This window comes from Falsiruegeria mediterranea M17 (assembly GCF_900302455.1).
Taxonomy (GTDB): domain Bacteria; phylum Pseudomonadota; class Alphaproteobacteria; order Rhodobacterales; family Rhodobacteraceae; genus Falsiruegeria; species Falsiruegeria mediterranea.
In genome coordinates this window covers 188,015-213,297 of record NZ_ONZG01000008.1, presented here as the reverse complement: position 1 = coordinate 213,297, position 25,283 = coordinate 188,015, and the positions used below count along the sequence as shown (strand labels likewise).

The following is a 25,283-nucleotide window of genomic DNA, read 5'->3' as shown; positions in this document are numbered from 1 at the left end:
TGCTTGCGCAACGAACCGCCATATTTCGTGATCTATCCTAGGTCGAAACCCAGATGCCACGGTTTGTGTGGCGATATTACATCAGTTTGCGGCGCCGTGTCACCTGAATATCCAGATCCGTGATCTTTTTCCGCAGCGTATTCCGGTTGATGCCCAGCAGATCGGCGCATTTGGCCTGATTTCCGCCGGTTGCATCCAGGGCAATCTCGATCAGGGGCGCTTCGATTTCGCGCAGGATCCGCTGATACAGACCGGGCGGAGGTAGCATGTTCCCATGCAGATCGAAATAGCGTCGCAAGTGCCGCTCGACCGAGGCCGAGAGTTTCTCGTGATCGCCGCCACCAAGCACCGGCTCGACCTCGGGCTGGCTGCCCAAAACCAATTCGACTTCGGTGCGCGAAATCTCGTCCGCGCGACTGGTCAGGCCCAGGCGACGCACAGCATGTTCCAACTGTCGCACATTGCCAGGCCAGCTGTAGACGCGGAACAGTTCCTTGGCGTCATCACTCAACCAGCGTTTCGGGGCACCATCACGCTCGGCGCGGGCCAAAAAGTGCTCGGTCAGCAGCGGGATGTCATCCACGCGTTCACGCAAAGCAGGCACATGGATCGGCGCGCCGCACAAGCGATAGTACAAGTCCTGACGCACACGCCCCTGCTCCATCGCCTTGGACAGGTCGCCCTGGCTGGTCGCCATGAAGCGCGGCACGTGATCGCCCGGCGCGTCCATCATCCGTACGATCCGTGCTTGAATCTCATCGTCAATGTCGGTGATTTCGTCGATCAGCAGTGTACCGCCCTTGACCCTTGCCAAGACACGCGCAGGCCCTTCCAGCTCCTGCAAGTCCGCCCCTGTCACAGTCACAAAGGGCAAGGTGCGTCGGTCGGAGAAGTCGTGGATTGCCTTTGCGATCAGTGACTTTCCGGTCCCGCTTTCGCCCGAGATCATCACCGGCAGGTCGGTGTTCATCACCTTGGCCACCAAACGATAGAGCGCCTGCATCACCGGCGTACGCCCCACCAACGGTAGCTCGTCCGGGCGCTCGCCAGAATCATTCACTGATGGCTGCGGCGCCTTTCGCTTTTGATCAAGCGCTCGGGCGGTCCGCTTCATCAGATCCGGCAGGTCAAAGGGCTTGGGCAGATAATCATACGCCTCGGCCTCGGCCGCCTGAATGGCCGTCATGATGGTGTTTTGGGCCGAGATCACGATCACCGGCAGACCGGGGCGGTCTTCGTTGATCTTGGGCAGCATTTCCAACCCGTTTCCGTCCGGCATGACCACGTCAGAGATCACCACGTCGCCCTTCCCCTCGCTCACCCAACGCATCAGCGTCGTCAGCGAGCTGGTGGCATGCACCTTGCACCCTGCCCGCGTCAGCGCCTGGGTCAGAACCGTGCGAATTGTGCGGTCGTCGTCGGCAACCAGAACCGTGCCATCCATGCCAGTTTACTCCTTATCCATATGTCCGCGCGGAACCCGCGGCAGCGACAGGCGGAACACCGTGCGCCCGGGCACAGACGTGACCGAGACCCACCCGTTGTGATCCGAAATGATCTTGCTCACCAAGGCCAACCCCAACCCGGTGCCGTTCTCGCGCCCAGACACAAAGGGATCAAAGATGTCGGCCTTGATCTTGTCCGGCAGACCGGGGCCATCATCGATGATCTCGATCTGCAAGGGCAGCGATTGGCCTGTGCCGTCCGAGCGGCGCAGGCGAAAGCTGTGTTCAAAGTAACTCCGCAGGCGGATGGTGCCGCCTTGTGGGTCTGCGGCCTCTGACGCGTTGCGCAGCAGATTCAATATCACCTGCAACAGCTGGTCAGGGTCACCCAAGGCCATGGGAAGCGAGGGGTCGTAGTCCTCGATAATGGTCATATGGGCCCCAAACCCCAACTGCGCCGAGCGACGGGCGCGGTCCAGAACGTCGTGAATATTGACCGGCTTGAAATCCGGCGTGCTGAGGTTGCCGAACTGTTCGACCTGCTCCAACAGCTTCACGATCCGGCGGCTTTCGGCCACGATTAGGTCTGTAAGTTCAAGGTCTTCGGCGCCAAGATTCATGCTCAGAAGCTGCGCCGCCCCGGTGATCCCGGCCAGCGGGTTCTTGATCTCATGCGCCAGCATTTCAGCCATGCCAATAGCCGACTGCGCCGCCGATTTCACCGAATGGTTCTGCGTCATCCGCCCCGCCAATTCCCGCGGCGAAATGATCATGATCATCGTGCCGGGGTGGCCGAGCAACGGTGCAATCTGCAGGGCGCATTGCAGTGGCGCGCGACTGCCCGAGCCGACATCGATGTCGTTGACAAAAAGCGGTGTGCCGTTGGTGCGGGCGCGCTCGAATGCTTCTTCAATCGGGGCATCAATGGCGATCTGATCCCAAACCGGCGTGCCCTCGACCGCTTTTTTTGACGCGTTCAGAAACCCTTCGCCGGCAGAGTTCACGTCCGCGATCCTGTCCTCTGGGTCGATCAGGAAAGCCGGAACCGGCAGCGAGGCCCAGATGGATTGGTCCGAGGTCATGCCGCCACCTCTTGCGTTGGGGTGAGCGCATCCGTCAGCAGCCGCGTCACCTCATCCGTATCGCGGGATGTCAGCACTGCACGGCGCAGCGGCGCTGCCGTGCCCGCCTCATCCATGTACCAGCCCAGATGTTTGCGCGCGACGCGCAGACCCAGTTCGGCGCCGTAGAAAGACAGCATTGCGTGGTAATGGCGCTGCACCATGTCGATCAGGTCAGCGCCTTGCGGAATAACAGGTGCAGGCGTTCCATAGAGGTCGTGCGAGACCTGCGCCAGCAGCCAGGGTTTGCCCTGTGCGCCCCGCCCGATCATGACGCCCGCCGCACCGGACAACTCCAACGCCCGTTGGGCGGCCTCGGTGCTGGTGATGTCGCCATTGGCCACAACCGGCACATCCACCGCCTCGGTCACCGACCGGATCGCTGCCCAATCGGCGTGGCCCTTGTAGAACTGGCAGCGGGTGCGCCCGTGGATTGTGACCATCTGTACACCAGCATCCTGTGCACGACGTGCCACATCCGCCGCATTGAGCAGTTTGTCGTCCCAACCAAGCCGCGTCTTGAGCGTGACGGGAACATCCACCGCTTCGACCACCGCCTCGATCAGCGTCAGCGCATGATCGGGGGTCTTGAGCAGCGCCGAGCCGGAATACCCGTTGGTCACCTTTTTGGCGGGGCACCCCATGTTGATGTCGATGATCCGCGCGCCTTGATCAGCCACTTGCCGTGCTGCCTCGGCCATCCAGGTTGCCTCGCGGCCCGCAAGTTGCACGGCGGTGTTTTCCACGTCCGCGCTTAGCTCGGCGCGTTCACGTACGCCCGGCTTGGCTTGAACCATTTCCTGACTGGCGACCATCTCGCTCACCACCAGGCCTGCGCCGAAACTGGAAACCAGATCGCGGAACGGGCGGTCTGTGATTCCGGCCATCGGGGCGAGGACCACAGGCGGGGTCAGCTCTTTGTTGGCAAGACGTAAGGTCAAAATGCCTAATCCTTGTGCAAGTGCCACTTTGGTAACGAAGCGCCCCCAATGGCACAATGAAACGGACTGTTTCAAGGCGTATCAAAATGGCACCTGCCTATTTTTTAAGCAAGTTGACGCGGGTGATTGCCGAAGCGCGCAGCACCTCATAAACAAGGCGCAGCAGATCAGGAGCAGACATACCATGACCATAGCCGCCATTATCGTCGCCGCAGGGCGCGGCCAGCGTGCAGGTGGAGGTGTGCCGAAGCAGTGGCGGCCGCTTGCCGGGCGGCGCGTGGCGGATTGGACGTTGTCGCAGTTCGAAGCTGCCGGATTGGACCATATCGTCCTGGTTCTGTCTGCCGACGACAAAGACGCGTGGGCAGAGTTTGAAAGCGGCCGCTACATTCTCGCCTCAGGCGGGACAGATCGTGCAGAATCGGTGCGAAACGGATTAGCTGCACTGGAAAATCGGGGCGTGACCAAAGTTCTGATCCACGACGTGGCACGGCCATGCGTCAGCACGCGGATCATCTCGGACGTGCTGACCGCCCTGGAGGCCTGCCCTGCCGCCGCGCCGGGCCTTGCGGTGACAGACGCGCTTTGGGTCGGAGGTGAGGGTCAGGTCACAGGCACACGAGATCGCGCCGGCCTCTATGCAGCGCAAACGCCGCAAGGGTTCCACTATGACGCCATCGTTGCGGCACATGCCGCGCACCCCGGCGGCGCAGCGGATGATGTGCAGGTGACGCGGGATGTGGGCCTGCCGGTGAAGATTGTGCCGGGTGACGCAGACAACTTGAAAATAACCCGGCCCGAGGATTTTGCCCGGGCGGAACGGATCTTGAGGACAGATATGGATATCAGGCTGGGCAATGGTTACGACGTGCACCGCTTCGGTGACGGCGATCACGTGGTGCTGTGTGGTGTGAAGGTGCCGCATGACCGCGGACTGCAGGGGCATTCGGATGCGGATGTGGGCATGCACGCCGTTACCGACGCGATCTATGGCGCCTTGGCGCAGGGCGACATCGGCCAGCACTTCCCCCCGTCCGATCCACAGTGGAAGGGCGCTGCGAGCGAGATCTTCTTGCGTCACGCGGTCGAGTTGGCGGCCTCGATGGGGTATCGCATTTCCAACGTCGACTGCACGTTGGTCTGCGAGTATCCAAAGATCGGGCCACATTCGGCCGCCATGCGAAGTGAAATGGCGCAGATCATGGGGCTGAGCGAGGGGCAGGTTTCGGTCAAGGCCACCACCTCCGAACGTCTGGGCTTTACCGGTCGCAGCGAAGGCATTGCCTCGCTGGCCACTGCTTGTCTGGTGTCGGCATGATGGGGCTGGCAAAGGCGATTGCCACGGTCGGTGGCGTCGGTTACCTGCGCCCCGCACCGGGCACTTGGGGGTCGTTTGCTGCCCTGCCCTTGACCTATGTGTTGCACCAATTGGGTGGCTTTCCCCTGCTGGCAATTGCCACCGTTGTGGCCATCGTCGCGGGCATTTGGGCCACTGGCGTGATGACTGCCGGACAAGACGATCACGACCCGTCCGAGATCGTGATTGATGAGGTGGCGGGCCAGTTCATCGCGCTTATGGCGATTTCCTATCCGGCATGGTCGCATGGGATCGAGATCACGGCGCTTTGGCCCGGTTGGGTTGCCGGGTTCCTGCTGTTCCGACTGTTCGACATCACCAAACCCGGCCCCATTGGTTGGGCCGACCGGCGCGGCGATGCGCTTGGTGTGATGCTGGATGACCTGATCGCGGGTGTCTTTGCCGCCATCGGCGTGTCGCTGCTCGCAGGCTTTTCACATGGGGTGCTGGGGCTATGAACGTAACTGACCTTTTGGATGAGGCGAAACGTCTGGGCGTCATGATCGCCACTGCAGAAAGCTGCACAGGCGGCATGGTGGCCGCCGCGCTCACCGACATTCCCGGCAGTTCCGCCGTGGTTGAACGCAGCTTTGTCACCTATACCAACCGCGCCAAGCAAGAGATGTTGGGTGTGAAGGCTTCAACCTTAGATGCGGTCGGCGCCGTGTCCGAAGAGGTGGCGCTTGAGATGGCAGAGGGCGCATTGGACCATGCCCCAGTTCAATTGACCGTCTCGATCACCGGCATCGCAGGCCCCGGCGGGTCCGAGTTCAAGCCCGAAGGGCGTGTGTGTTTCGGACTGGCAGGAACGAGCCTGTCCACCTTCACCGAAACCATCGAATTTGGCGCCCTTGGCCGCGATCAGGTCCGGTTGGCGGCACGGGATCATGCACTAAAGCTCTTGCAGACAGGACTTTCGCGCACCGCTGAAAATCAGGGCGGCTGACAAAAACACCGCCCAATTTTTCACCACATCGCAAAAAGCGTCAAAAACAGGCGGGTTTTGCGGCAGGTGCCTCTTTTTTCCCCAAGCGGCATTGGGTTCAACGCTTCAGAACCACTCGCTTACCGAAAAGGAGAGGCCCCATGAATGGAGCCGATACAGCATGGATCATCGTGGCAACCGCCCTGGTCCTTTTCATGACACTGCCGGGCCTTGCGCTGTTTTACGGCGGTCTGGTGCGTGCCCGAAATGTACTCAGCGTGTTCATGCACTGCTTTGCAATTGCCTGTTTGATGAGCATCCTGTGGCTGGTCGCAGGATACTCCATCGCCTTTGGCGGCGGCACCTCGGGCTACTGGGGCGGGCTGGACAAGATGTTCTTGCTGGGCATCACGCCGGACACCCTGTCGGGCACCCTGCCCGAGATCCTGTTCTTTGCCTTCCAGATGACATTCGCCATCATCACACCCGCCCTGATCGTGGGCGCCTATGTCGAGCGTGTGGGCTTTGGCTTTGTCCTGACCTTCTCGGGCCTCTGGATGCTGCTGTGTTATGCGCCGGTGGTTCACTGGATCTGGGGCGGCGGGTTCCTGGCCGATGGCGGTATCTTTGGTGAGACGGGCGTCAAGGACTTTGCGGGCGGTATCGTGGTCCACGAAACCGCTGGTTTGGCCGCACTGATCATTGCGGTGTTCCTGGGGCCACGCCGTCACCGCACCACCCCGCCGCACAGCCCTGGCTTTGTAATGATCGGTGCCGCGATGCTGTGGGTTGGCTGGTTCGGCTTCAATGGCGGCTCGCAGCTGGCCGCGGACGGCGGTGCGGCCATGGCGCTGACCGTGACCCATATCTCGGCCGCGACCGCCTCGCTGACATGGGCGCTGTGGGAAAAGATCAAATACGGCAAAGCATCCATGGTGGGTCTGGTCACCGGCACCATTGCAGGGCTGGCTTCGATCACACCTGCGTCCGGTTTCGTTGATCCGGTACAAGCGCTGGTCATCGGTGCAGTTGCTGGCATTCTCTGCCAAGAAGCCGTGAACGTCGTGCGGAACCTGTTGAAGATCGACGACACGCTGGACGTCTTTGCCGTGCATGGCGTGGGCGGCATCTTTGGCACCGTCATGATCGCCGTTTTTGGCCTGGGAAGCTGGGCGGCACAGCTGGGAGGCCTTGTGATTGTGGGTGTCTTCACGGCAGTTGTGACCGTGATCCTGGTGAAACTGGTTGCACTTGTCACCCCGCTTCGCGTAGACGCCGAGACCGAAACAAATGGTCTTGACCTGAGCGTACACGGCGAACGGGCCTATGACATAAGCAGCTGAGCCCACCTTGGCTGACTTATGCCCGCAAGGGCAGCGAAAAGCGGGTCTCTTGGGAGGCCCGCTTTTTTAGTTTTTTGTGGCTGGCTTCCACCTCAGGAGGGCTCCCGCCCGTCGATCAGGCATCAAAGATGCCTTCCTCCCGTTGGCCATAAAGAAATCGTGCGCCGCGCTATGCGCGGCGGTTGGCGCCCAACGACGAGCTTTAGAATTTGACGCATCGGGTGCGTCTGGACGCAACCGCGCCGAGCCGAAGGCGAGGCGCCCGGCCCAAGGCCGTTCGCTGAGCTGACGAAGTCAGGTTGGCGCGGGCGCGGGAGCCCCTCCGCCTTACCGCCTTGATAAGATCACACTCGGTTCAAAGCCGTTCCGCAAGATCCGCTGCTCGCCCACCGGTGCGCAGGAGTGACCAGACCTCATCTGTCAGCGCACCACCGATCAGTTTAGCAGCCTTGGTGCGCACCCGTTCCTCTCGCGTGGCCAGCGGCAGCGGCGCTTGCAAATCATGCGTCGCCTCATCCCTGCTGCCATCGCGACGCAGGATCGACAGATGGGCTTGCGTTTCGGTCAGGGTTTCATCTGCCTCAACCTTGATCCGGTCTCGCAGCGCGATCAGGCGTGGGTTGGCGCAGACCGCTTCGGAATAGCTGTCGAGCCGCGCGGTGTCGTGGCCAAGCGCATGCATGGCCAACACCGTGCGATACGAAAACTTGGCGCCAAGGCCCGTTGTCGGTTCCGGCTGATTGCACACGCTCATCCAGCGTGGATGGGTGCGCACCGTCATCTCGGCAACCTCGGGCTCGGCGATATCCAGCGTGCGCGCGGCCTCAAGCGCGGCGTGGAGGCCGTGACAGCAGGCGTGAAACTTGTGGCTCACGGACTCGAACAGCCATTCGGCACCGAGCCCCTCCAGCGCCTCGTTCAGGTTACCCTCTCCGTGATGGGTGGCGCCAAAGCCAAAGTCCCCTTCGAGCGCGTCCGGATTGGCCATAAATCCACGTTGAACCAGTTGCACGGTCTCGACCCCTGCTGCGGCTGCAAGGCCTGCGTTGTACGGCTTGCCCATGGTTCCGAACTGCGCCTTGAGCCCCGCCGCGCGTGTGGCGGTCAGGCCCAGGACCTGCGCCATGCCGTCTGCCTGCAGCCCCACCAGTCGACCAGCGGCCACGGCGGCCCCAAAGGCCCCGGCCGTCGCAGTCTGATGAAACCCGGTCTGATAGTGGCTGCGCCCCAGCCACAGGCCCACACGGACCGAAACCTCCACACCCACAAGAGCCGCTTCGAGCACCTCGACCAGCGGCAAGTCCCGCATCTCGGCCATCGCGAGAGCCGCGGGGAAGACGGCGACAGATGGATGGCCGATGTGAGCGAAATGGGTGTCATCATAGTCGAGCGCGTGACTGATAGTGCCATTGGCCAGAACGGCAGAGCGTGCTGGCGCTGCGCCGCCGCCAAAGACATGCGCCTGGCCCGCCCCCTGTTCGACAAACACCATGTCCCGGACGATCTCGGACACGGGTTCGGCCCGGCCCGCACGCCCCACGGCGAACCAATCGAGCGCGGAAAGAGAGGTCACCAACCGCGCCGAGGCGGTGGTGGTCACGGGGCCAGCGGCAAAATCCGCCAAATGCGTGGTCAGCTGAGTCATGGGCGCAGTTTAGCGCGCCGCAGATGGGGGTAAAGACTAAGTGTACAGCTCGGCAGCGCGACGCTCGAAGGCGCGCACGATCCGTTGCATCGCCTCGTTGAAGACCACCCCGATCACCCCTTGCAGGATCGCGTTCTTGAACTCGAAATCCACAAAGAACGACACCTCGCAACCGCCATCAGGGTGATCAGCGAATGCCCAGGTCGATTTCATATGGCTAAAGGGGCCATCCAGGTATTCGGTATCAATCTTGTGCTCGCCGGGAAACAGTGTGACCCGGCTGCCAAACCGCTCGCGGAACACCTTGAATGAAATCACCAGGTCGGCGTCCATCACCACGGCCTGATCCACCTCATGCGTGCTCCGGATGCGGGCAGCGGAACACCACGGCAGGAACTTGGGGTACTGACCCACATCCGCCACCAGATCATACATCTGTTGCGCGGTGTACGGCAGATGGCGGGTTTCCGAGTGGGTGGGCATTGGGGCCTGCATTATTGGGTGACAATGGCGGCTCATGTCGTATGTTGCGCGCGAAAGATCAAGGGGGCAGTGATGAGCGACAGCGCATATGTGATTGATACAATGATCTCGGCCAAGGCCATTGCGGCCCGGATCGAGGAGTTGTGTCGTGAGATTCAGACCGAATTTCAGGGCACCGACAAGCTGGTTGTCGTAGGACTGTTGCGTGGCTCGTTTGTGTTCATCGCCGATCTTGTGCGTGAGCTGGACCTGCCGATCGAGGTGGATTTCCTGGAGGCGTCTTCGTATGGTGACGCGATGGAGAGCAGCCGAGAAGTCCGCATTCTCAAAGACTTGCGCGGCGCAATTGAAGGGCGCGATGTACTGGTGGTCGAGGACATCGTCGACACAGGCCACACACTGAACCACGTCACCCATCTGCTGGAAAGCCGCAGCCCCAAGCGGTTGAAATCCATCGCTTTGCTGGACAAACCCTCGCGGCGCGAGGTGGATTTCCGCTCGGATTGGATCGGATTCGAGATCCCTGATGAGTTCGTGGTGGGCTATGGCATCGACTATGCACAGCGCAACCGCAACCTGCCCTACATCGGCAAGGTGCGCTTTGTTGCAGATGCAGAATAACGGCCAAAATCGGCGATGCACCATGCGTGCACTACCCGTGCACCAAGCGTGCACCGCCCGATGCGCGGCAATGCAGCAAGATTTAACCCAAGGGACTGAGAATGAACATCCGCCATTTCCTGCGCATGTCCCGCATCGCCCGCAACCCGCCTTCAGAAAAACAAGTGCTGCGGTTTTTGGCGGTGTTGGGCGTGTGTCTGCTGTTGTTCGGGATTGAGTTTTTTGGGTTCTGGCCGGAGTGGGCGACAGTGAACTCGCTGAAACCCTAATGTCAAAACCAACGCAGCAAAGTTCGTTTTTCCCAATTTAGAATACGTCACCGTGCAACTACGGTTTCACCCCCCCGTTTAATCACAAACGCTAAGGGCGCTTCTCTTTTCGCGCTTCGAACTGCGTCCAGACGTGCATCCGACCTTTCTGCCGAGCATCAGCAAAGAAAAGCTTTTTGCGGATACCTGCTAATTCGAGATGAGAATATTTCTTACCAGAGTACTTGGGCCAATCGATCGCCAAACCCTGCTTTACCATTTCGGCTGACAAGTCGCGGCCGTCAGGTAGATAGCACTTAGCAACGGTTCGCTCATATTCGTCTACATCAACGATCTCGGCCCGAATTTCTTGCCCCTTGCAAAGTTGGTGCAGCGCCCATTTGGCTTTGACGCCATAAGGATGGTTCAGTTCTGGAGCGTCAATTCCAAACAAACGTATTTGGGTTTTCTTGATTGTAACCGTGTCGCCATCGGTAATCCATGCGGCTCCGGTTAGGATCCGTGGTTCGCGCAGATGTTTCGCACTACGACCATCGAACCGGCGAACTTTGCGCGGGGGGCGATTTGTCGAGCTTGGCGGTTTCTTGGGCTTGGTCTTGCGTGGCGATGTGTCATTGCGATCAATTACATCATCAACATCACCGTTCCCAGAACGGACTATTAGGAACAACACAACGATCAAAATGACTACACTGAAAACCATCTCCAATCGGGCACCCTCACTCTTTTGAATTCGATTGAGGCCTACCTAATTTTGATCTTGATCGAGTAATTCCTAATCGATGCCAAGTTTCTTGGGTTTCCGGTCACCTTACAGGTTGAGCAATTTCAACATTCCGAGTGAACTGAAGCAGTTCTAAGTTGAGGGTGCTTGATGCTCGCTGCATTGGGCAAGTTCATTTATTTTGGTCTGAAACATCTATCGCCTTTCCCAAGCCCAGCACGGCCGACGTCAACTGGGCCGAACAGCCACCAGAACGACGTCGAGTTCATCTTCAAGCGACTTAAGTTTGTCCAGTTTGTCTTGCGACAGGTCGGCGCTCGCCGTTTCGACAGCGGCCAACGCGACGATCGGGCTGCCGATTTCCGCCTCAAGGTCTTTCACAGCCTGGAGCTTGTCGGATGCGAGGGTGGCAATTGGGTAAAGCATAAGCGCGTCCTTTCACTGAATTTCAGGTCAATTGGATGGTGCGGTAAGCCTAGCGCTTGATGCGCTTACGTCAAATCCGTCGGGCTTGAGCCGCCCTGCCCAGGATAGTGTTTTTCGGGTTCCGGTCGGCTTGCACAGATCCAATCTCGCCAAATGGGCCGATCTCAGATGGGCAAGACAGACACCTTCGGACACCTAAAAGCGGAAAAATGATTGGAAAGACAACAGCGTGGACGGAACAGGTATTAGGCGCTAGTTTGAACACATTCAGGAGGTCGATTATGAAACTTACCAGACTTTTTCCAGGCGCTCTGCTCAGCGCGTTGGCGGTGTCATCCCTGGTGCTTGGGGCCGATATGGCCGAGGCCAAGGACAAAGCGAACAAAGGCGGCAACAAGGGCGGCGCCAAGGTCAAAGTTGACAAGGGCAACAAGGGGGTCAAGGTGCCTCCCGGTCAGATCAAACGCTATACCCGTGGGGCCAAACTGCCCGGCGATCTGAAACTGGATTACATTGATGACCTGAGCAAATGGAAACTCAAACCGCTGCCCAAGGGCCAGCGTTACGTCAAGGTCGGGGATGAAATCCTGTCGATCTCGGACGACACCAAGACTGTGGTTGATGCCGTGGGTATTGTGGGCGACCTGCTGAAGTAAGCGGATCAGCTCAGTGTGGCGCGTAAGGCGTGCAGGAAGATGCCTGCGCCCACCGGGATCAATGCATCAGGGAAGAAGTAGTCAGGATTGTGAAGTTGGGGGTGGTCTTCGCCTGAGCCAAGCCAGAACATGGCGGCATCAGCCGATTTGCCGAATTGACCGAAATCTTCAGAGAATTTTTGCGGCGTGTCGGTGAGCTGCACGGGGACCGCCAGCGACAGGCAGGCTTGGTGCAGGTGGTGTGTGGCTTCAGCTGCGTTTGTGCAGGCCTCGAATATGTCATCGTAGCTGATGGTGACCGTTAGCCCTGCGTCATTGGCGGCGGTTTGGACGAGGGTTTCAGCCTCATCCACCAATGCAGCCATTTTTGCGTCGGTGACGGTGCGCAGCGTGACCCAGAGCTCGCCGTGGCCCGGGGCGACACCAAAAGTGGGTTCGCCCAATGTGGCATGGGTCAGTGTGGTCAGGGCAAAGTCTGCGTCCAGCGCGCCGCCCTGTCCCAGAGCGGCCAGTTTTGGCATGAGATCCGCCATGGCTGCTGCTGGAGACAGGCCATCTTGCGGTGCCGCGGCGTGCGAGGTTTTGCCGCTCAGCACCACGCGCATGCCGCGCGAGGCGCAGTTGGCGGCAGATGTGCAAAGCTCGACATGGCCCAGGGCCAGCCCCGGAAGATTGTGCAAAGAGAAGATCGTGTCGGGGGCGAATTGGGTGAACTGCGGATCGGCGCGAAAGACGGGTGCGCCCTTGCCGGTTTCCTCGGCGGGTTGAAAGATCAGAACGGCGCGGCCTTTGGCGGGCCGTTTGGCAGCGAGCGCCTCGGCGACGGCAACCACTATGGTCATATGGCCGTCGTGCCCGCAAAGATGGCCTTTGCCTGGTGTTTCGGACGCATAGGGCGCGCCGGTTTCTTCAGGAATGGGCAACGCGTCAAGCTCGCAGCGGACGGCGACTGTGGGCCCGGTCTGCCCACTGTCAAAGATGGCGGCGACACCGTGGCCCCCGATGTCCGTGAGCACGTGATCAGCCCCCAGATCGCGCATGATCTGCGTTACTTTGGCAGCGGTTTGCGCCTCTTCCCCCGAAATCTCGGGGGTGCGGTGCAGATCGTGGCGCAGCGCGGTCAGACGCGCCAGCTGCTCGGGCGTCATTGCTGGCCGAGTTTGGCCTGGCGTGCGTCGCGCAGGCGGGCAAAGTCGTCACCCGCGTGGTAGGACGAGCGCGTCAGCGGTGTGGCCGAGACCATCAGGAAGCCCTTGCCATAGGCGGCTTTTTCGTAGCTTGCGAACTCTTCGGGCGTGACAAAGCGGTCGACGCCGTGGTGTTTGGGCGTGGGTTGCAGGTATTGGCCGATGGTCAGGAAATCGATGTCGGCGGCGCGCATGTCGTCCATGACCTGGCGGACAGATTGTTCGTCTTCGCCCAGGCCGACCATGATGCCGGATTTGGTGAACATTGACGGATCAAGTTCCTTGACCCGCTGCAGCAGGCGCAGGGAGTGGAAATAGCGGGCGCCCGGACGGACCTCAGGGTAAAGGCCCGGCACGGTTTCCAGGTTGTGGTTGAACACGTCAGGGCGCGCTTCGACCACGACCTCAAGCACCGATGGGTCACATTTGATGAAATCGGGTGTCAGGATCTCGATCGTGGTCTTGGGCGAACGGTGGCGCACGGCGCGGATGGTTTGGGCAAAATGCTCGGCGCCGCCGTCCTTGATGTCGTCACGGTCCACAGAGGTGATGACCACGTGGTTCAGGCCCAGCTTTTCGACCGCATGGGCAACTCTGCCCGGCTCGAACGCATCCAGATCCTCGGGCGGTTTGCCGGTGGCGATGTTGCAGAAGGTGCAGGCGCGGGTACAGACCTCGCCCATGATCATCATGGTGGCGTGGCCCTGGGACCAGCATTCGCCGACGTTCGGGCAGCCTGCCTCTTCACACACGGTGACCAGATTGTTCTCGCGCATGATCTTGTGGGTGTCGGCATAGCCCTTGCCGCCGGGTGCCTTGACGCGGATCCAGCTGGGTTTCTTGGGCTGGGCATTGTCCGGGCGATGGGCTTTTTCCGGGTGGCGTTGCTCGGGTATTTTCAGGTCGCGCACGTCAGGGTCCCTTGGCTGGGGGTGAGGCTTGGGTCAGCATTCATTCCCTTGTATCATAACGCCGCGTCACAAAAAGTACCAGCTTCGCATGGCCGCTATGCATGGGTTGGTGCAAATGCGGCACCTTAACCTTAAATTTGCGACACAAATATATGTTTCGCAACGTAAAACATACAAGTTGCACATGCAGCAAATTCGCCCATTGAAGCCGGTTTAGAATCGTTTTAATTCACCTGAGAAACACACCAAATCACAGGAGCTTGAACGATGAAAGCTGGTGCAAAACTGCCCGACGTGACCTTTCACACCCGTGTCCGCGACGAGGCCGTAGGCGGCGACAACCCCTTCCGCTGGGAAGACAAGACCACCGCTGACTACTTTGCAGGCAAGCGCGTCGTCCTGTTCTCGCTGCCGGGTGCCTTCACCCCCACCTGCTCGACCTACCAGCTGCCGGGTTTCGAAAACGGCCACGCTGATTTCGCGGCACAGGGTATCGACGAGATCTATTGCATGTCCGTCAACGACAGCTTTGTGATGAACAAATGGGCCGAAGGTCAGGGCCTGAAGAACGTCAAGGTGATCCCTGATGGTTCGGGCGAGTTCACCCGCAAGATGGGCATGCTGGTCGACAAGGACAACCTGGGTTTTGGCATGCGTTCGTGGCGCTATGCGGCCATCGTCAACAACGGCGTGGTCGAGGCATGGTTCGAAGAGCCCGGCCTGATGGACAACTGCCCCGAAGACCCCTACGGCGTCTCTTCGCCCGAGACTGTGCTCAACCATCTGGTCAAAGCCAAAACAGCAGAACCGGCATAAGCCGAAGCTGGTTTTCCTGAAAAAAAGGATCGTTCAGGACAAGCCACTGTGTGCAAATTCTGACGACCGCACGACCAGCAGCCAGCCTGCTGGTCGTTTTCGTTTGAGACTAATGGTTTCTGAGGCACCGGTATCTGACATCGGCGCAGATGGCAGCAACCAGCCCGACGCAAGTATTCGTCAGCCGAGTTTAGATCGGCCCGCATTGCGCCCATCCCCCAGTTGCCACCCATCGCGGGCTCAGGCTGCACACTTGAGACGCCGATGCGCAGGCAAGACTGACGTACAAGCCAAGGACAGGATTGATTGCCCGCAGAGATCGAATGCTTCTGTGCGTTTTTCTACGAGGCCTGCAATCCCGCCAGGTGAAAACAACTGGACTTAGGCAATTTCGTCGTCCTCATTCCCCTCGTCACCCTCGTTGCCTTCGTTGTGATCGTCGTCGAAGGTCGAGGCCGAGATTTCGTTGCCATCATCGCCTTCGTCGTTCTCGTTGCTTTCGTTGTCTTCATCGCCCTTGTCAGCAAAGCTGATCGGGCTGAACAGGTCGACTTTCTGCAGCATCACGTCCAGAAAGGCTTCGAATTCTTTTTCAGATAGATCGGACAAGAACGCCTCCAAAATATGTTGGTTTGCAATGTGTCGTTGGTCAGAAAATTCCGCTATGGGACCGAAGGCAACGCAATAAAATCAAGCTACACCTGGCCGGAAACGAACGCGCCTAGGTCAGGTTGCGGGTTAACGTATATTAAAAATCCATATCTGCCTAACACGTTGTTCGGAGTGGACGTCCCAGTCGGCCTTGATCCACCATGGATGCGCAGCACAGAAAACAACAACACTGCCCCGCCAAACCGACATGCTCGCCAGGCTTCACAAAAGTTGCGGGCTCGCCATCGCGGCCATAGGCAACAGATGCAGCGTCTGACACCCTAGGCCTATTGGTGGCTACCGCGGGCACGACCTGATTGACAAAGCCACGGTCACCGTGCCTGCGGGTTCCGGTTTCATTGGCCAAATGTGCGGCTGTCCTTAACAATGCTCTCGCCGACCTGCCGGATCAAGGTGGCCAGATCGTCAAACCAGCCGTCCCCGCTGGTAGTGTCTCGGCGCACCAGACCCACAGTGCGGGCAGGCTCGGGTTCGGGAAAACGGATCAGGTTCAACCCCGGAACCGCCGCCAGTTCAGATTGCGCTGCAAGCTCAGGCATGAGCGTCAGGCCAAACCCCTCGGCCACCAGCCGGGACAGGGTCGGCAAGGAGGAAGCGCCCATGTTGATTTGGGCGCTGTTGCGGTCATGGCCACAGACCTCAAGCGCCTGGTCGGTCAGGCAATGCCCGTCCTCGAGCAGCATGAGGTGCGAGGATTTAAGGTCGGTTGGCCGCACCGCATCCGCCCCTTGCGGCAAGCTGCGCAAACGCCCTTCGGACCCCGCCAACAGAAAGCGATCCTCAAACAGCGGCAATTCGCTGAGCCCCTTGGTGGCTGTGGGCAAGGCCAGAACGGCGGCGTCGATCTCTCCCGCTTTGAGTGAGGCGATCAGGCGCTCGGTCCGGGCCTCGCGGATCTGCACTTGCAGCGACAGATCCCCCGCGCGCAAGGCGGCCAGAACACCGGGCAACAGATAGGGCGCCATGGTTGGAATGATCCCCAGCGAAAGCGACCTCCGCCCGTCGCTCTGATCGCGGGCCAACCGGTCCAGTCGAGAGGCGGCACCAAGCACATCTTCGACAAGGGACAGCACATCACGTCCCAAAGGGGTCGGAACCACGTCGCGGGCATGACGTTCGACCAGCGCACCGCCCATCAACTCCTCAAGCTGTTTGATCTGGACCGACAACGCAGGTTGCGAAACATGGCAGATCTGAGCGGCCCGCCCAAAGTTGCGCTGTTGAACCAGAGCCTTGAAATACTGCAATTGACGGAGTGTGAAGTTCATAATGGGAACTTATGGATCTGACGCCCAAATGCAAGGTCATGGTTATTCATTTGCGCGATGCCGGACGCTTGAACATGGTCAATCTCCTGTGCGTCAGGCGAGGCCGCGCCGGGCTTTGCCCGGCGCCCGGCCCAACGAGAGGAGGTGTTTCTTCAGAAACATCGACGACGGGCGGGAGTGCCCCCGGCCGTTCAACCGATCATCTGGTCGCTGCTGGACAGCTCATCATAATGCCGCTTCAACCTTTGCAGGGCAATGCGCAAGACGATTTTACCGGACCGAGCGGACCAGCCCAATTGTTTCTCGGCCGTTTCCAATCCTTCCAGATAGCAGCAGCACCGCAGCACCACATCGCTAAGCCCCGGCCCCAGGTCGGACAACGCACGTGACACCCGGTTGCGCGCATCCATGGATCCATGCCCCGCATCACTTTCTGGCGCGAACCCGTTTCGTCCGCCACCGGTGAGGAAGCGATCCCAATTTTGCGCAACATTGGGGCCCATCTGAGCCAGTTCAAAGTCCTCACGCAGGCGTTCTCCGGCGCGAACCAGCCCCTCGACGAGGAAAGGCTGCCCATCACGATCCTTTCGCCGCGCCAATGCCACCAGCGGGCTTTCCGTCATGTTGTAACGCATGCGGCGGGGGCGTCCGAGCGGCTCGTTCGCGGCCTCGTCATCCGTTCTGGCCCCGGAAAAGGGCATCTGCGCCTCGGCAAAGCCATTGTCTTTTTGTGACCGCGCGCGGTTCTCGGCCTCGGCCAATAGCTGGCCCAAGGCTGCCCGCCCCGTTGCTGTGATCCTGTAGCGGCTGATCCGACCTGGGTTGTCGCAGGAAATCCAATCCTTGAGCGCCAGAGCCTGCGCGATGGTGCAATCCACTACGGCTGTCCGGGTGCTACCGGTTTGGCCGTCATCGCGCACAACCACAGCCTTGTCCATATCCTCGGCCACGGCCAATACCGCGCCGCTTTCGCACAAACGGCGAAGCACGCGGATGGCCTCGGCGTCTAGTGTTGCTGTGTCCAGCAGATCCGATTTTTGCGTGTTTTCAGCTGCCATTTTGGCAATGTCCCTCGAGCTGCCCCTCCGAGCCGTGCCTTTGCGAGCATCAATCGGAGGGAAATGCGTCTGGGCCAGCGTCTGCAATGCCGCATCAACCAGCGGGTCATCCCGCCGCAGTTCGACCTTGCGGATCTGACGCAGTACGGTCGAGGCGTGGCACCCTGCCCCACGCGCCAGATCTCGTATCGACCGCCCCGCCTCGGTATGCGCCAGATATCGCCGAGCACCCTCGGGAACCCAACGCGGTACCGGTAAAGCAGAGGTATCGTTCATCTCACTGCATCCTCAATGGCAAAATCGCTGACCCTGTTATCCAACGGTTATCCTACGAGTTACCCACACAACCTAAGGGTGCATTGGTTACTTGTTCGTTAAAATCCGCCTCGTCTACCAATATTGTTTCCAAATGATAAACACTGATAAACCCAACGCACGGTGGAACGCACAGCGATGCAACACCTCCTAAAGTTGTGGCAACACTGTGGCAGAAACAATCCGAACGCATGAGGATGATTATGCAAGATCTGATGACGATGATTTCTACCATCCGCCGCCCACGACTGTTGATCCGGGCCGCTCGCCATGGGGCACAGGAATACAATCGCAACCGTCACCTGCAGCGGATCTTGGGCTATGGATCCCTTCCGCGCCCGGCGGCAGCACTGATGCGGTTGATGGAGGTAGAGCGCGCACTGGATGAGCAACGTCGCGAGGATGATGCCGGATATTCCCTATCTCGGCATCTGGACGTGCTGATCGCCATGATGGGCGAGGCGCAGCTGGTCCAGGCCAACCGCGCAACGCCTGTTGCTTGAGAGCGGGGGCAAAGCCCCGCATTACACCGTTAGATGAAGGCGTCGGGCATCGAAGCCTTTTTCTCGGCCACGTAAGCCGCCAGTTTGCCCGCGATTTCCGGGTCAAGGTGCGGCTGCTGGTAGTTGGCCAACAAATGTTCAACGCGTTGCGTGGCCAGGGTACGGGTGTCGCGCGCGCCCTCTTCTTCCCAGGTCTCGAACGGTTTGTAATCGAGCACCTCGGTTTTCCAGAACGCGTCCTTAAAGTTGGCTTGCGTGTGTGCGCACCCCAAATAGTGACCACCGGGACCAACTTCGCGGATGGCGTCCATCGCCTGCGCGTTCTCGTCGATCTCGACACCTTTGGCCAAGCCGTGCAGCACACCCAATTGATCGGCGTCCATCACAAACTTCTCGAAGTCAGACACCAGACCACCTTCGAGCCAGCCGCAGGAATGCAGCATGAAGTTCACACCGGACAGCAGCCCCATGTTAAGCGAGTTCGAGGTTTCATACGCCGCCTGCGCGTCCGGCAGTTTCGAGCCGCAGAACGATCCGGCCGAGCGGTATGGCAGCCCCAGACGACGGGCCAGTTGGCCTGCGCCATAGGTGATGTGCGACGCCTCAGGTGTGCCAAAGGTCGGCGCGCCTGAGTTCATGTCGATCGAGGTCACCATCGCGCCCATGATCACCGGCGCACCGGGGCGGCACAGTTGGTTGTACGCGATACCCGCCAGACATTCCGCCATCACCTGTGTCAGCGTTCCAGCGACTGAGACTGGCGCCATGGCGCCGCCCACGATAAAGGGCGAAACGATACAGGCTTGATTGTTTTTGGCGTACACCTCCATCGCGCCCATCATCACGTCGTCGAAGGTCATTGGCGAGTTGATGTTGATGAGCGAGGTCATCACGGTGTTTTCCTGAACGAACTCTTTACCGAACAGAATCTCGCACATTTCAACCGAATCCTGCGCCCGGCTGGGTTCGGTCACCGAACCCATGAACGGCTTGTCCGACAGGGTCATGTGGGCCAGCAGCATATCCAGGTGACGTTTGTTCACCGGAATATCCGTGGGTTCACATACGGTACCGCCCGAATGGTGCAGCCATTTCGACATGTAGCCCAGCTTCACGAACTTCTGGAAATCATCCATGGTCGCATAACGACGGCCACCTTGGGCATCGCGCACAAAGGGCGGACCATAGACTGGGGCCAGAACCATGTTCTTACCGCCGATGACCACGGATTTTTCCGGGTTGCGGGCGTGCTGGGTGAATTGGCTGGGTGCGGTTTTGATCAACTCGCGGGCCAGACCACGTGGGATGCGCACACGTTCGCCGTCGATGTCGGCACCAGCTGCGCGCCAGCGTTCCAGCGCGGGCGGATTGTCGACAAAGTTGACGCCGACCTCTTCCAGGATGGTTTCGGCGTTGGCCTCGATGATATCCAGCGCTTCCTCGGAGAGAACCTCGAAGTTCGGGATGTTGCGCTCGATGTATTTGGCGGTTTCGATTTTGACCGCTGTACGCTCGGCGCGACGGGCGGCCCCACCGCCACCACGAGATCTGCGCCGTGTGTTTGCCTCTGCCATAGGAATATCCCCGGGATAGATAGTGTTCACGTTGGTACACTTGTTACCGTACATGAAGTGTCGTCCGATTGTCTGGAGCGTCGCTTAAGAGGTAAAAGCGACATGTTTTGAACAGCAAAGCGACAGGCCGAACCAATCAAAGCGGTTTGCGCATCGAAACCACGTTGCCGGACTGCTCGATCTCGGTCCAACCCAGGTGCAGGTACATCGAACGGGTGGCCGTCAACCCGGCGTGCGTGCGCAGTTGCAACTCACGGCAGTCCAATTTGCGCGCCTCATCTTCTGCCAAGTCCAACAACCGTCCACCAATCCCCTGCCCCCCATGGCTTGGATCGACGCCAAGGTTTGCGATCAACAACACATCTCCGCGCTCCACCAATACAATGACCCCAACCAGCGCGGTGCCTTGTTCAGCTGCAAACACCAGGTTGTCCGCGACATCGCTGGCTATGCCGCCGGTCACATCCGGCAGGTCCGACAACTCGGCGCGCGCCGTGGCATAGGCCGCGGACAGGCAGGATTCTATTGCAACGACATCTTCTGGCTTTGCTGGGCGCAACATGATCATTTCGAAACCCTTCTGCAGTGTTCATTTCACCCCAAGGCCCCCTGAATACCCTTGCACAAAACACCGCTGCAACCTAAGAGCCATCGCATGAGCCAGACATCCCACGACCGCCTTTTGATCATCGACTTTGGCAGCCAGGTCACGCAGCTTATTGCGCGCCGCCTGCGCGAGCTGAACGTCTATTGCGAAATCCACCCCTATCAGAAAGTGACGATGGACTTTGTGCGCGAGATGGCGCCGAAGGCCGTGATCTTTTCGGGTGGCCCCGACAGCGTGACCCGCGAGGGGTCCCCGCGCGCGCCGCAAGAGATTTTCGACTATGGCGTACCGATCCTGGGCATTTGCTATGGTCAGCAGACGATGATGACCCAACTGGGCGGCAAGGTCGAAAGCGGCCACGGCACCGCCGAGTTTGGCCGCGCCTATGTCACGCCGAGCAGCAAGTTGGACATTCTGGACGGCTGGTTTGCAGACGGCGACGAGCAGGTCTGGATGAGCCACGGCGATCATGTCTCTGAAATCGCTCCGGGATTTGAGGTTTACGGCACCTCGCCCAATGCGCCCTTTGCGATCACCGCGGACACCAGCCGCCATTTCTATGCGGTTCAGTTCCACCCCGAGGTGCACCACACGCCCAACGGCGCAAAGCTCTATGAGAACTTTGTGAAACTGGCCGGTTTCTCGGGCGATTGGACCATGGGTGCTTATCGCGAGCAGATGATCCAGGCGATCCGCGATCAGGTGGGCGACAAAAAGGTCATCTGTGGTCTGTCGGGCGGAGTCGACAGTTCGGTCGCGGCAATCTTGATTCACGAAGCGATTGGCGATCAGCTGACTTGCGTGTTTGTCGATCACGGTTTGCTGCGCAAGAACGAGGCCGAAGAAGTCGTCGGCATGTTCCGAGACAATTACAACATTCAGCTGATTCATGCGGATGAGTCGGACCTATTCCTAGGCGAGCTGGATGGGCAATCCGACCCGGAAACCAAGCGTAAGATCATCGGCAAACTGTTCATAGACGTGTTCCAGAAACACGCCGACACCATCGACGGCGCCGAATTCCTGGCGCAAGGGACGCTCTACCCGGACGTCATCGAATCGGTGTCCTTCAGCGGTGGCCCTTCGGTCACCATCAAATCGCACCACAATGTGGGCGGTCTGCCAGAGAAAATGGGCCTGAAACTGGTCGAGCCGCTGCGCGAGCTGTTCAAGGATGAGGTCCGCGCGCTAGGCCGCGAGCTGGGTCTGCCGCAATCGTTCATCGGCCGCCATCCCTTCCCCGGACCGGGTCTGGCGATCCGTTGCCCCGGCGAGATCACCCGCGAAAAGCTAGAGATCCTGCGCGAGGCGGATGCTGTCTACATCGACCAGATCCGCAAACATGGCCTGTATGACGATATCTGGCAGGCTTTTGTTGCGATCCTGCCCGTGCGCACCGTCGGTGTGATGGGGGATGGCCGGACCTATGATTTTGCCTGCGCCCTGCGCGCGGTCACCTCGGTCGACGGCATGACAGCGGATTATTATCCATTCAGCCACGAATTCCTGGGCGAGACCGCCACCCGGATCATCAACGAAGTCAAGGGCATCAACCGCTGCACCTATGACATCACCTCGAAACCTCCGGGCACGATCGAATGGGAATAATGCGGATCAATCTGCATTGATATCAAAGCCGGATCACCAGGGTGGTCCGGCTTTTTCAATTGGGGGCGTCCACTTCTACTGTTGTTGCCGGGTTCAAATCCTTGTTTGGATCCACAAGAATTCCAGCCGGAAAACTGACTGACAGCACGCGATTGGTCGTATCCAGGCACAGCATGTGATTGTTATCGCCGTCTCCCAGATCGGCAAGGGCGGCTGGCGTGATGTCGCGCTGCGCTCCTGCGTCGTCTTCTACGGTCACACGATAAAGTTGACGCTCGGCCTCGCCCGGCTCATCCCCATTGGCCAGGGTCACGCCCCCGGCCCACGTCACACGAACCGCCAACACGGTGTCCTTGGGGCACAGGCTGCCACGCACACGGCGGGGTCCAAGTTCGCCCACCAGTGTCCAATCCTTGACCGATTGGGCCAGCACCAACGATGGGCCGTCCGCAAGCGGCGTCACTGCGACCTGCGCCCCTTGGTAGTCCAAGGTTCCGTCTATCGAATGCAGATGTCCGATCACCTCGACCGTGACAGGCGGATCGCTATCAGAGGGGCCCAGATCACCGATCAACAGCACAGTCCGCAACTCACCCGGATCAACCGCAGGCAGGACAGAGACGCAGTGCAAGGGTCTGGTTTCGCCAGATTGCCGCGTGACTTGAAAATCACCGGCCTGAAGGGTGTCCAGATCGACCTCGGTGGCAAAGATGACGGGCATACCGCCTTTGCCCCATCCACCGCGACAAATCACGTTGGCGATCAAGGGAAGTGAGTCGAGACCGTGGAATGCGGACAGCAACTCAGCCGTCACCCCGTCCGATGACCTTGGCAGGCCGATATTGGGTGTGATGTCGGCCAGGTCACGGTTGGACACATCCTGTGCGACGACACCCGATCCCGACGCAATCAGCAAGGACAGGGCCATCCCCTGCGCCGGGAAAACCACCTGTTTCCAGCGTTGTTCGATCGACCTCATTCTCTTCCCTCCTCTCGGCAAACCGGTCACCGGTGCCCCAAATGTGGAGTAGAAAGGTGACCGGTTATTCCGGATACTTGCGGCGCGCCTTGGCCACGGCAAGTTTTTTGCCGCCCTTCTTGGTGCGCGCCGTGGCGGTCCATTCATAGGTGTGCTTGCCATTTGGCGGGCACGGGCTTTTGTATTTGAAGCTGTTGGCCGGGACCGTGCCGTCCTGGCTGATCTTGACCCAGCCGCCGCCGTGGTTGTAGCCAGGCACATCCAGATCCTTGAGCTTGAATTACACCGCCGTGGTTCCCGCAGGCAGGCCAGAAACCTTGAACCGCGGATTGGCCACCGTGTTGGGACTGCCCGTGGTGCAGAGCTTGAGCCCCGACCAATCGAATGAAAACTTAAACTCGGCTGCTGCGGGCGTGGAAAGGAATGCCGCCATGGCAGCGCCAAAAAGAGCTTTGTACATGGGTTCTCCAACAAATTAATCGTCAACTACCCTGACTGTATCCAAGCCGGGGACTGAAACAAGTGGTTGATAAGTGAACAATCCGGGTTGACGGGGCGGACGCATTCGGCGTTCGTGTGCGCATGGAGCAGCCCCCCACTCAGATCGCCAAAGCAGCACTTTGGATGACCGGCGCCATCGGATCGTTCTCGGCCATGGCTGTTGCCGGGCGCGAGGTGTCCATCGCGCTCGATACGTTTGAGACGATGATGTACCGCAGCCTGGTGGGTGTGGTGATCGTCATTCTGGTGCTGACCGTCACGCGCAACTGGGCACAGGTCACCACCAGGTCGATGGGGTTGCAGCTGTTTCGCAACGCGGCGCATTTCACTGGTCAGAACCTGTGGTTTTATGCGGTCACCGTGATCCCGCTGGCGCAGGTCTTTGCGTTGGAGTTCACAACGCCGCTGTGGGTGATCGTGCTGTCGCCGCTGGTTCTGGGGGAACGGCTGACGCAGATCCGGGTTTGGGCTGCCATCCTGGGCTTTGCGGGCATCCTGATCGTGGCGCGCCCCAGCCCCGAGACCATCAGCCCCGGCCTGATCGCCGCCGCAAGCTCGGCCATCTTCTTTGCCTTCACCATCATGACCACCAAACACCTGACCAAGACCGAGGCCATTGGCTGCATCCTGTTCTGGCTCACGGTGATCCAGCTTGGATTGGGCCTTGTCGCTTCAGGCTTTGATGGTGACATCGCGCTGCCCGACGCCCAGACCGCCCCCTGGCTGGTGGTCATTGGCCTTGCCGGGTTGTTGGCGCACTTCTGCATCACCAATGCGCTGGCGATTGCCCCTGCCACGGTGGTTGTCCCGTTCGATTTTGTCCGCCTGCCGGTCATCGCCATCATCGGGATGCTGATGTATGGCGAGCCACTGGACATGTGGGTGCTGGTGGGGGCCGTGGTGATCTTTGGCGGCAACTATCTGAACATCTATGGCGAGACCCGTCGCCCCCGGTAACGGCTTCTCACAGCTGTGAGACGTGACCACGGATGCACCGGTGGATTTCGGCTATGTTCTGGGCGTCGCATGGGAGCGGCCGGACATCGCGGCCCGTATATCGCTGACCTATAACTCGGCTATCGAACACACCCTCTCAGAAAGTGAAAGCCTGAACCGGCCGCCCCCTGTTCCGGCAGGTACCCTGGTGACAGTGCCGGCATCTTCGACCATCGAAACGCCGCAGTCGGTCAACCTGGACTTTCAAACCGGTATCGCCCCCGACACGTTGCTGTTTGGTAGTGTGCGTTGAGCGGACTGGCCGCAATTGGTCTACCACCCGCCAAACTTTCCCTCGGCCAACAACCTGGTGGATTACGACGACGACACCT

Annotated in this window: 29 protein-coding genes; 12 read left to right on the top strand and 17 right to left on the bottom strand. The window is 59.7% G+C overall.

What is annotated here, in order from left to right; translation table 11 throughout:
* Positions 1 to 76: 76 nt before the first annotated feature.
* Genes TRM7615_RS16535 through dusB form a run of 3 tightly spaced genes read right to left on the bottom strand, consistent with a single transcriptional unit; the run spans position 77 to position 3,507 of the window.
* Complete coding sequence (locus TRM7615_RS16535) at positions 77 to 1,444, bottom strand: response regulator (RefSeq protein WP_108789510.1); 1,368 nt, start codon at positions 1,442 to 1,444, stop codon at positions 77 to 79.
* Positions 1,445 to 1,450: 6 nt separating this feature from the next.
* Entirely contained in the window at positions 1,451 to 2,527 is a 1,077-nt protein-coding gene (locus TRM7615_RS16530; protein WP_108789508.1) for a two-component system sensor histidine kinase NtrB, read from the bottom strand.
* Entirely contained in the window at positions 2,524 to 3,507 is a 984-nt protein-coding gene (gene dusB, locus TRM7615_RS16525; protein ID WP_108789506.1) for a tRNA dihydrouridine synthase DusB, read from the bottom strand. The genes TRM7615_RS16530 and dusB overlap by 4 nt, the downstream gene beginning before the upstream one ends.
* Positions 3,508 to 3,691: 184 nt before the next feature.
* On the opposite strand from dusB, the gene TRM7615_RS16520 reads away from it, so the two are divergent.
* The 4 genes from TRM7615_RS16520 (at position 3,692) to TRM7615_RS16505 (ending at position 7,132) form a co-directional block, all read left to right on the top strand.
* A complete protein-coding gene (locus tag TRM7615_RS16520) occupies positions 3,692 to 4,825 on the top strand; it encodes a bifunctional 2-C-methyl-D-erythritol 4-phosphate cytidylyltransferase/2-C-methyl-D-erythritol 2,4-cyclodiphosphate synthase (protein ID WP_108789504.1) in 1,134 nt (377 codons plus the stop codon).
* Positions 4,825 to 5,322: a phosphatidylglycerophosphatase A family protein gene (locus tag TRM7615_RS16515; RefSeq protein ID WP_108789626.1), complete on the top strand. Its 498-nt coding sequence runs from the start codon at positions 4,825 to 4,827 to the stop codon at positions 5,320 to 5,322. Before TRM7615_RS16520 ends, TRM7615_RS16515 begins: the two co-directional genes overlap by 1 nt.
* On the top strand, positions 5,319 to 5,810 hold the full coding sequence (locus TRM7615_RS16510; RefSeq protein ID WP_108789501.1) for a CinA family protein: 492 nt from the start codon (positions 5,319 to 5,321) through the stop codon (positions 5,808 to 5,810). The genes TRM7615_RS16515 and TRM7615_RS16510 overlap by 4 nt, the downstream gene beginning before the upstream one ends.
* Before the next feature lie 140 nt (positions 5,811 to 5,950).
* Entirely contained in the window at positions 5,951 to 7,132 is a 1,182-nt protein-coding gene (locus TRM7615_RS16505) for an ammonium transporter (protein ID WP_108789499.1), read from the top strand.
* Positions 7,133 to 7,487: 355 nt separating this feature from the next.
* On the opposite strand, the gene TRM7615_RS16500 is transcribed toward TRM7615_RS16505, so the two are convergent.
* Positions 7,488 to 8,777 (bottom strand): MmgE/PrpD family protein, encoded by a 1,290-nt coding sequence (locus tag TRM7615_RS16500; protein ID WP_108789497.1) that lies wholly within the window; start codon positions 8,775 to 8,777, stop codon positions 7,488 to 7,490.
* 36 nt (positions 8,778 to 8,813) lie between these two features.
* Positions 8,814 to 9,260, bottom strand: a complete 447-nt coding sequence (locus tag TRM7615_RS16495; protein ID WP_108789495.1) for a type II toxin-antitoxin system RatA family toxin — start codon at positions 9,258 to 9,260, stop codon at positions 8,814 to 8,816.
* A gap of 72 nt (positions 9,261 to 9,332) precedes the next feature.
* Here TRM7615_RS16495 and hpt point away from each other — a divergent pair, with 72 nt between their 5' ends.
* Together hpt and TRM7615_RS25595 are read left to right on the top strand one after the other, a co-directional pair.
* Positions 9,333 to 9,881, top strand: coding sequence for a hypoxanthine phosphoribosyltransferase (gene hpt, locus TRM7615_RS16490; RefSeq protein ID WP_108789493.1), 549 nt, complete (start codon positions 9,333 to 9,335; stop codon positions 9,879 to 9,881).
* 101 nt (positions 9,882 to 9,982) lie between these two features.
* Positions 9,983 to 10,150 (top strand): hypothetical protein, encoded by a 168-nt coding sequence (locus TRM7615_RS25595; RefSeq protein WP_165821457.1) that lies wholly within the window; start codon positions 9,983 to 9,985, stop codon positions 10,148 to 10,150.
* A 91-nt stretch (positions 10,151 to 10,241) separates the two neighbouring features.
* Here the strand turns inward: TRM7615_RS25595 and TRM7615_RS16485 are convergent, their stop codons facing one another.
* Together TRM7615_RS16485 and TRM7615_RS16480 are read right to left on the bottom strand one after the other, a co-directional pair.
* Complete coding sequence (locus TRM7615_RS16485; RefSeq protein WP_108789491.1) at positions 10,242 to 10,853, bottom strand: thermonuclease family protein; 612 nt, start codon at positions 10,851 to 10,853, stop codon at positions 10,242 to 10,244.
* Positions 10,854 to 11,102: 249 nt separating this feature from the next.
* A complete protein-coding gene (locus TRM7615_RS16480; protein WP_108789489.1) occupies positions 11,103 to 11,300 on the bottom strand; it encodes a hypothetical protein in 198 nt (65 codons plus the stop codon).
* A gap of 281 nt (positions 11,301 to 11,581) precedes the next feature.
* Here TRM7615_RS16480 and TRM7615_RS16475 point away from each other — a divergent pair, with 281 nt between their 5' ends.
* Positions 11,582 to 11,956, top strand: coding sequence for a hypothetical protein (locus TRM7615_RS16475; RefSeq protein ID WP_108789487.1), 375 nt, complete (start codon positions 11,582 to 11,584; stop codon positions 11,954 to 11,956).
* A gap of 5 nt (positions 11,957 to 11,961) precedes the next feature.
* Here the strand turns inward: TRM7615_RS16475 and TRM7615_RS16470 are convergent, their stop codons facing one another.
* Complete coding sequence (locus tag TRM7615_RS16470) at positions 11,962 to 13,104, bottom strand: amidohydrolase (protein ID WP_108789485.1); 1,143 nt, start codon at positions 13,102 to 13,104, stop codon at positions 11,962 to 11,964.
* A complete protein-coding gene (gene lipA / locus TRM7615_RS16465; protein ID WP_108789483.1) occupies positions 13,101 to 14,054 on the bottom strand; it encodes a lipoyl synthase in 954 nt (317 codons plus the stop codon). Before lipA ends, TRM7615_RS16470 begins: the two co-directional genes overlap by 4 nt.
* Positions 14,055 to 14,321: 267 nt before the next feature.
* Between lipA and TRM7615_RS16460 the strand changes: the two genes are divergently transcribed.
* Positions 14,322 to 14,870 carry a peroxiredoxin gene (locus TRM7615_RS16460; RefSeq protein ID WP_108789481.1) on the top strand — a complete coding sequence of 183 codons (549 nt, stop codon included), beginning with the start codon at positions 14,322 to 14,324 and terminating at the stop codon, positions 14,868 to 14,870.
* A 381-nt stretch (positions 14,871 to 15,251) separates the two neighbouring features.
* Here the strand turns inward: TRM7615_RS16460 and TRM7615_RS16455 are convergent, their stop codons facing one another.
* The 3 genes from TRM7615_RS16455 to TRM7615_RS16445 all read right to left on the bottom strand — a co-directional run bounded on the left by TRM7615_RS16455 (position 15,252) and on the right by TRM7615_RS16445 (position 18,144).
* Positions 15,252 to 15,479, bottom strand: coding sequence for a hypothetical protein (locus tag TRM7615_RS16455; protein ID WP_125133701.1), 228 nt, complete (start codon positions 15,477 to 15,479; stop codon positions 15,252 to 15,254).
* Between the two features lie 398 nt (positions 15,480 to 15,877).
* Positions 15,878 to 16,810: a hydrogen peroxide-inducible genes activator gene (locus TRM7615_RS16450; protein WP_108789477.1), complete on the bottom strand. Its 933-nt coding sequence runs from the start codon at positions 16,808 to 16,810 to the stop codon at positions 15,878 to 15,880.
* Between the two features lie 191 nt (positions 16,811 to 17,001).
* The gene (locus tag TRM7615_RS16445; protein ID WP_108789475.1) at positions 17,002 to 18,144 is read right to left on the bottom strand and encodes a DUF6456 domain-containing protein; all 1,143 of its coding nucleotides are present in this window, start codon (positions 18,142 to 18,144) and stop codon (positions 17,002 to 17,004) included.
* A 242-nt stretch (positions 18,145 to 18,386) separates the two neighbouring features.
* Between TRM7615_RS16445 and TRM7615_RS16440 the strand changes: the two genes are divergently transcribed.
* Positions 18,387 to 18,686, top strand: a complete 300-nt coding sequence (locus tag TRM7615_RS16440; RefSeq protein ID WP_108789473.1) for a DUF6477 family protein — start codon at positions 18,387 to 18,389, stop codon at positions 18,684 to 18,686.
* Between the two features lie 29 nt (positions 18,687 to 18,715).
* Here the strand turns inward: TRM7615_RS16440 and TRM7615_RS16435 are convergent, their stop codons facing one another.
* Together TRM7615_RS16435 and TRM7615_RS16430 are read right to left on the bottom strand one after the other, a co-directional pair.
* Positions 18,716 to 20,260, bottom strand: a complete 1,545-nt coding sequence (locus TRM7615_RS16435) for a trimethylamine methyltransferase family protein (protein WP_108789471.1) — start codon at positions 20,258 to 20,260, stop codon at positions 18,716 to 18,718.
* A gap of 136 nt (positions 20,261 to 20,396) precedes the next feature.
* The gene (locus TRM7615_RS16430; RefSeq protein WP_165821456.1) at positions 20,397 to 20,822 is read right to left on the bottom strand and encodes a GNAT family N-acetyltransferase; all 426 of its coding nucleotides are present in this window, start codon (positions 20,820 to 20,822) and stop codon (positions 20,397 to 20,399) included.
* 93 nt (positions 20,823 to 20,915) lie between these two features.
* Between TRM7615_RS16430 and guaA the strand changes: the two genes are divergently transcribed.
* A complete protein-coding gene (gene guaA, locus TRM7615_RS16425; protein ID WP_108789467.1) occupies positions 20,916 to 22,475 on the top strand; it encodes a glutamine-hydrolyzing GMP synthase in 1,560 nt (519 codons plus the stop codon).
* Between the two features lie 55 nt (positions 22,476 to 22,530).
* Here the strand turns inward: guaA and TRM7615_RS16420 are convergent, their stop codons facing one another.
* The 3 genes from TRM7615_RS16420 to TRM7615_RS16410 form a co-directional block, all read right to left on the bottom strand.
* Positions 22,531 to 23,454: a hypothetical protein gene (locus tag TRM7615_RS16420; RefSeq protein ID WP_108789465.1), complete on the bottom strand. Its 924-nt coding sequence runs from the start codon at positions 23,452 to 23,454 to the stop codon at positions 22,531 to 22,533.
* 64 nt (positions 23,455 to 23,518) lie between these two features.
* Positions 23,519 to 23,713: a hypothetical protein gene (locus TRM7615_RS16415; RefSeq protein ID WP_108789463.1), complete on the bottom strand. Its 195-nt coding sequence runs from the start codon at positions 23,711 to 23,713 to the stop codon at positions 23,519 to 23,521.
* Between the two features lie 21 nt (positions 23,714 to 23,734).
* Positions 23,735 to 23,914 carry a hypothetical protein gene (locus tag TRM7615_RS16410; RefSeq protein WP_108789461.1) on the bottom strand — a complete coding sequence of 60 codons (180 nt, stop codon included), beginning with the start codon at positions 23,912 to 23,914 and terminating at the stop codon, positions 23,735 to 23,737.
* 122 nt (positions 23,915 to 24,036) lie between these two features.
* Here TRM7615_RS16410 and TRM7615_RS16405 point away from each other — a divergent pair, with 122 nt between their 5' ends.
* Both TRM7615_RS16405 and TRM7615_RS25775 read left to right on the top strand, forming a co-directional pair.
* Entirely contained in the window at positions 24,037 to 24,912 is an 876-nt protein-coding gene (locus tag TRM7615_RS16405; RefSeq protein WP_108789459.1) for a DMT family transporter, read from the top strand.
* 22 nt (positions 24,913 to 24,934) lie between these two features.
* Complete coding sequence (locus TRM7615_RS25775) at positions 24,935 to 25,204, top strand: hypothetical protein (RefSeq protein WP_181892829.1); 270 nt, start codon at positions 24,935 to 24,937, stop codon at positions 25,202 to 25,204.
* The last annotated feature ends 79 nt before the right edge of the window (positions 25,205 to 25,283 follow it).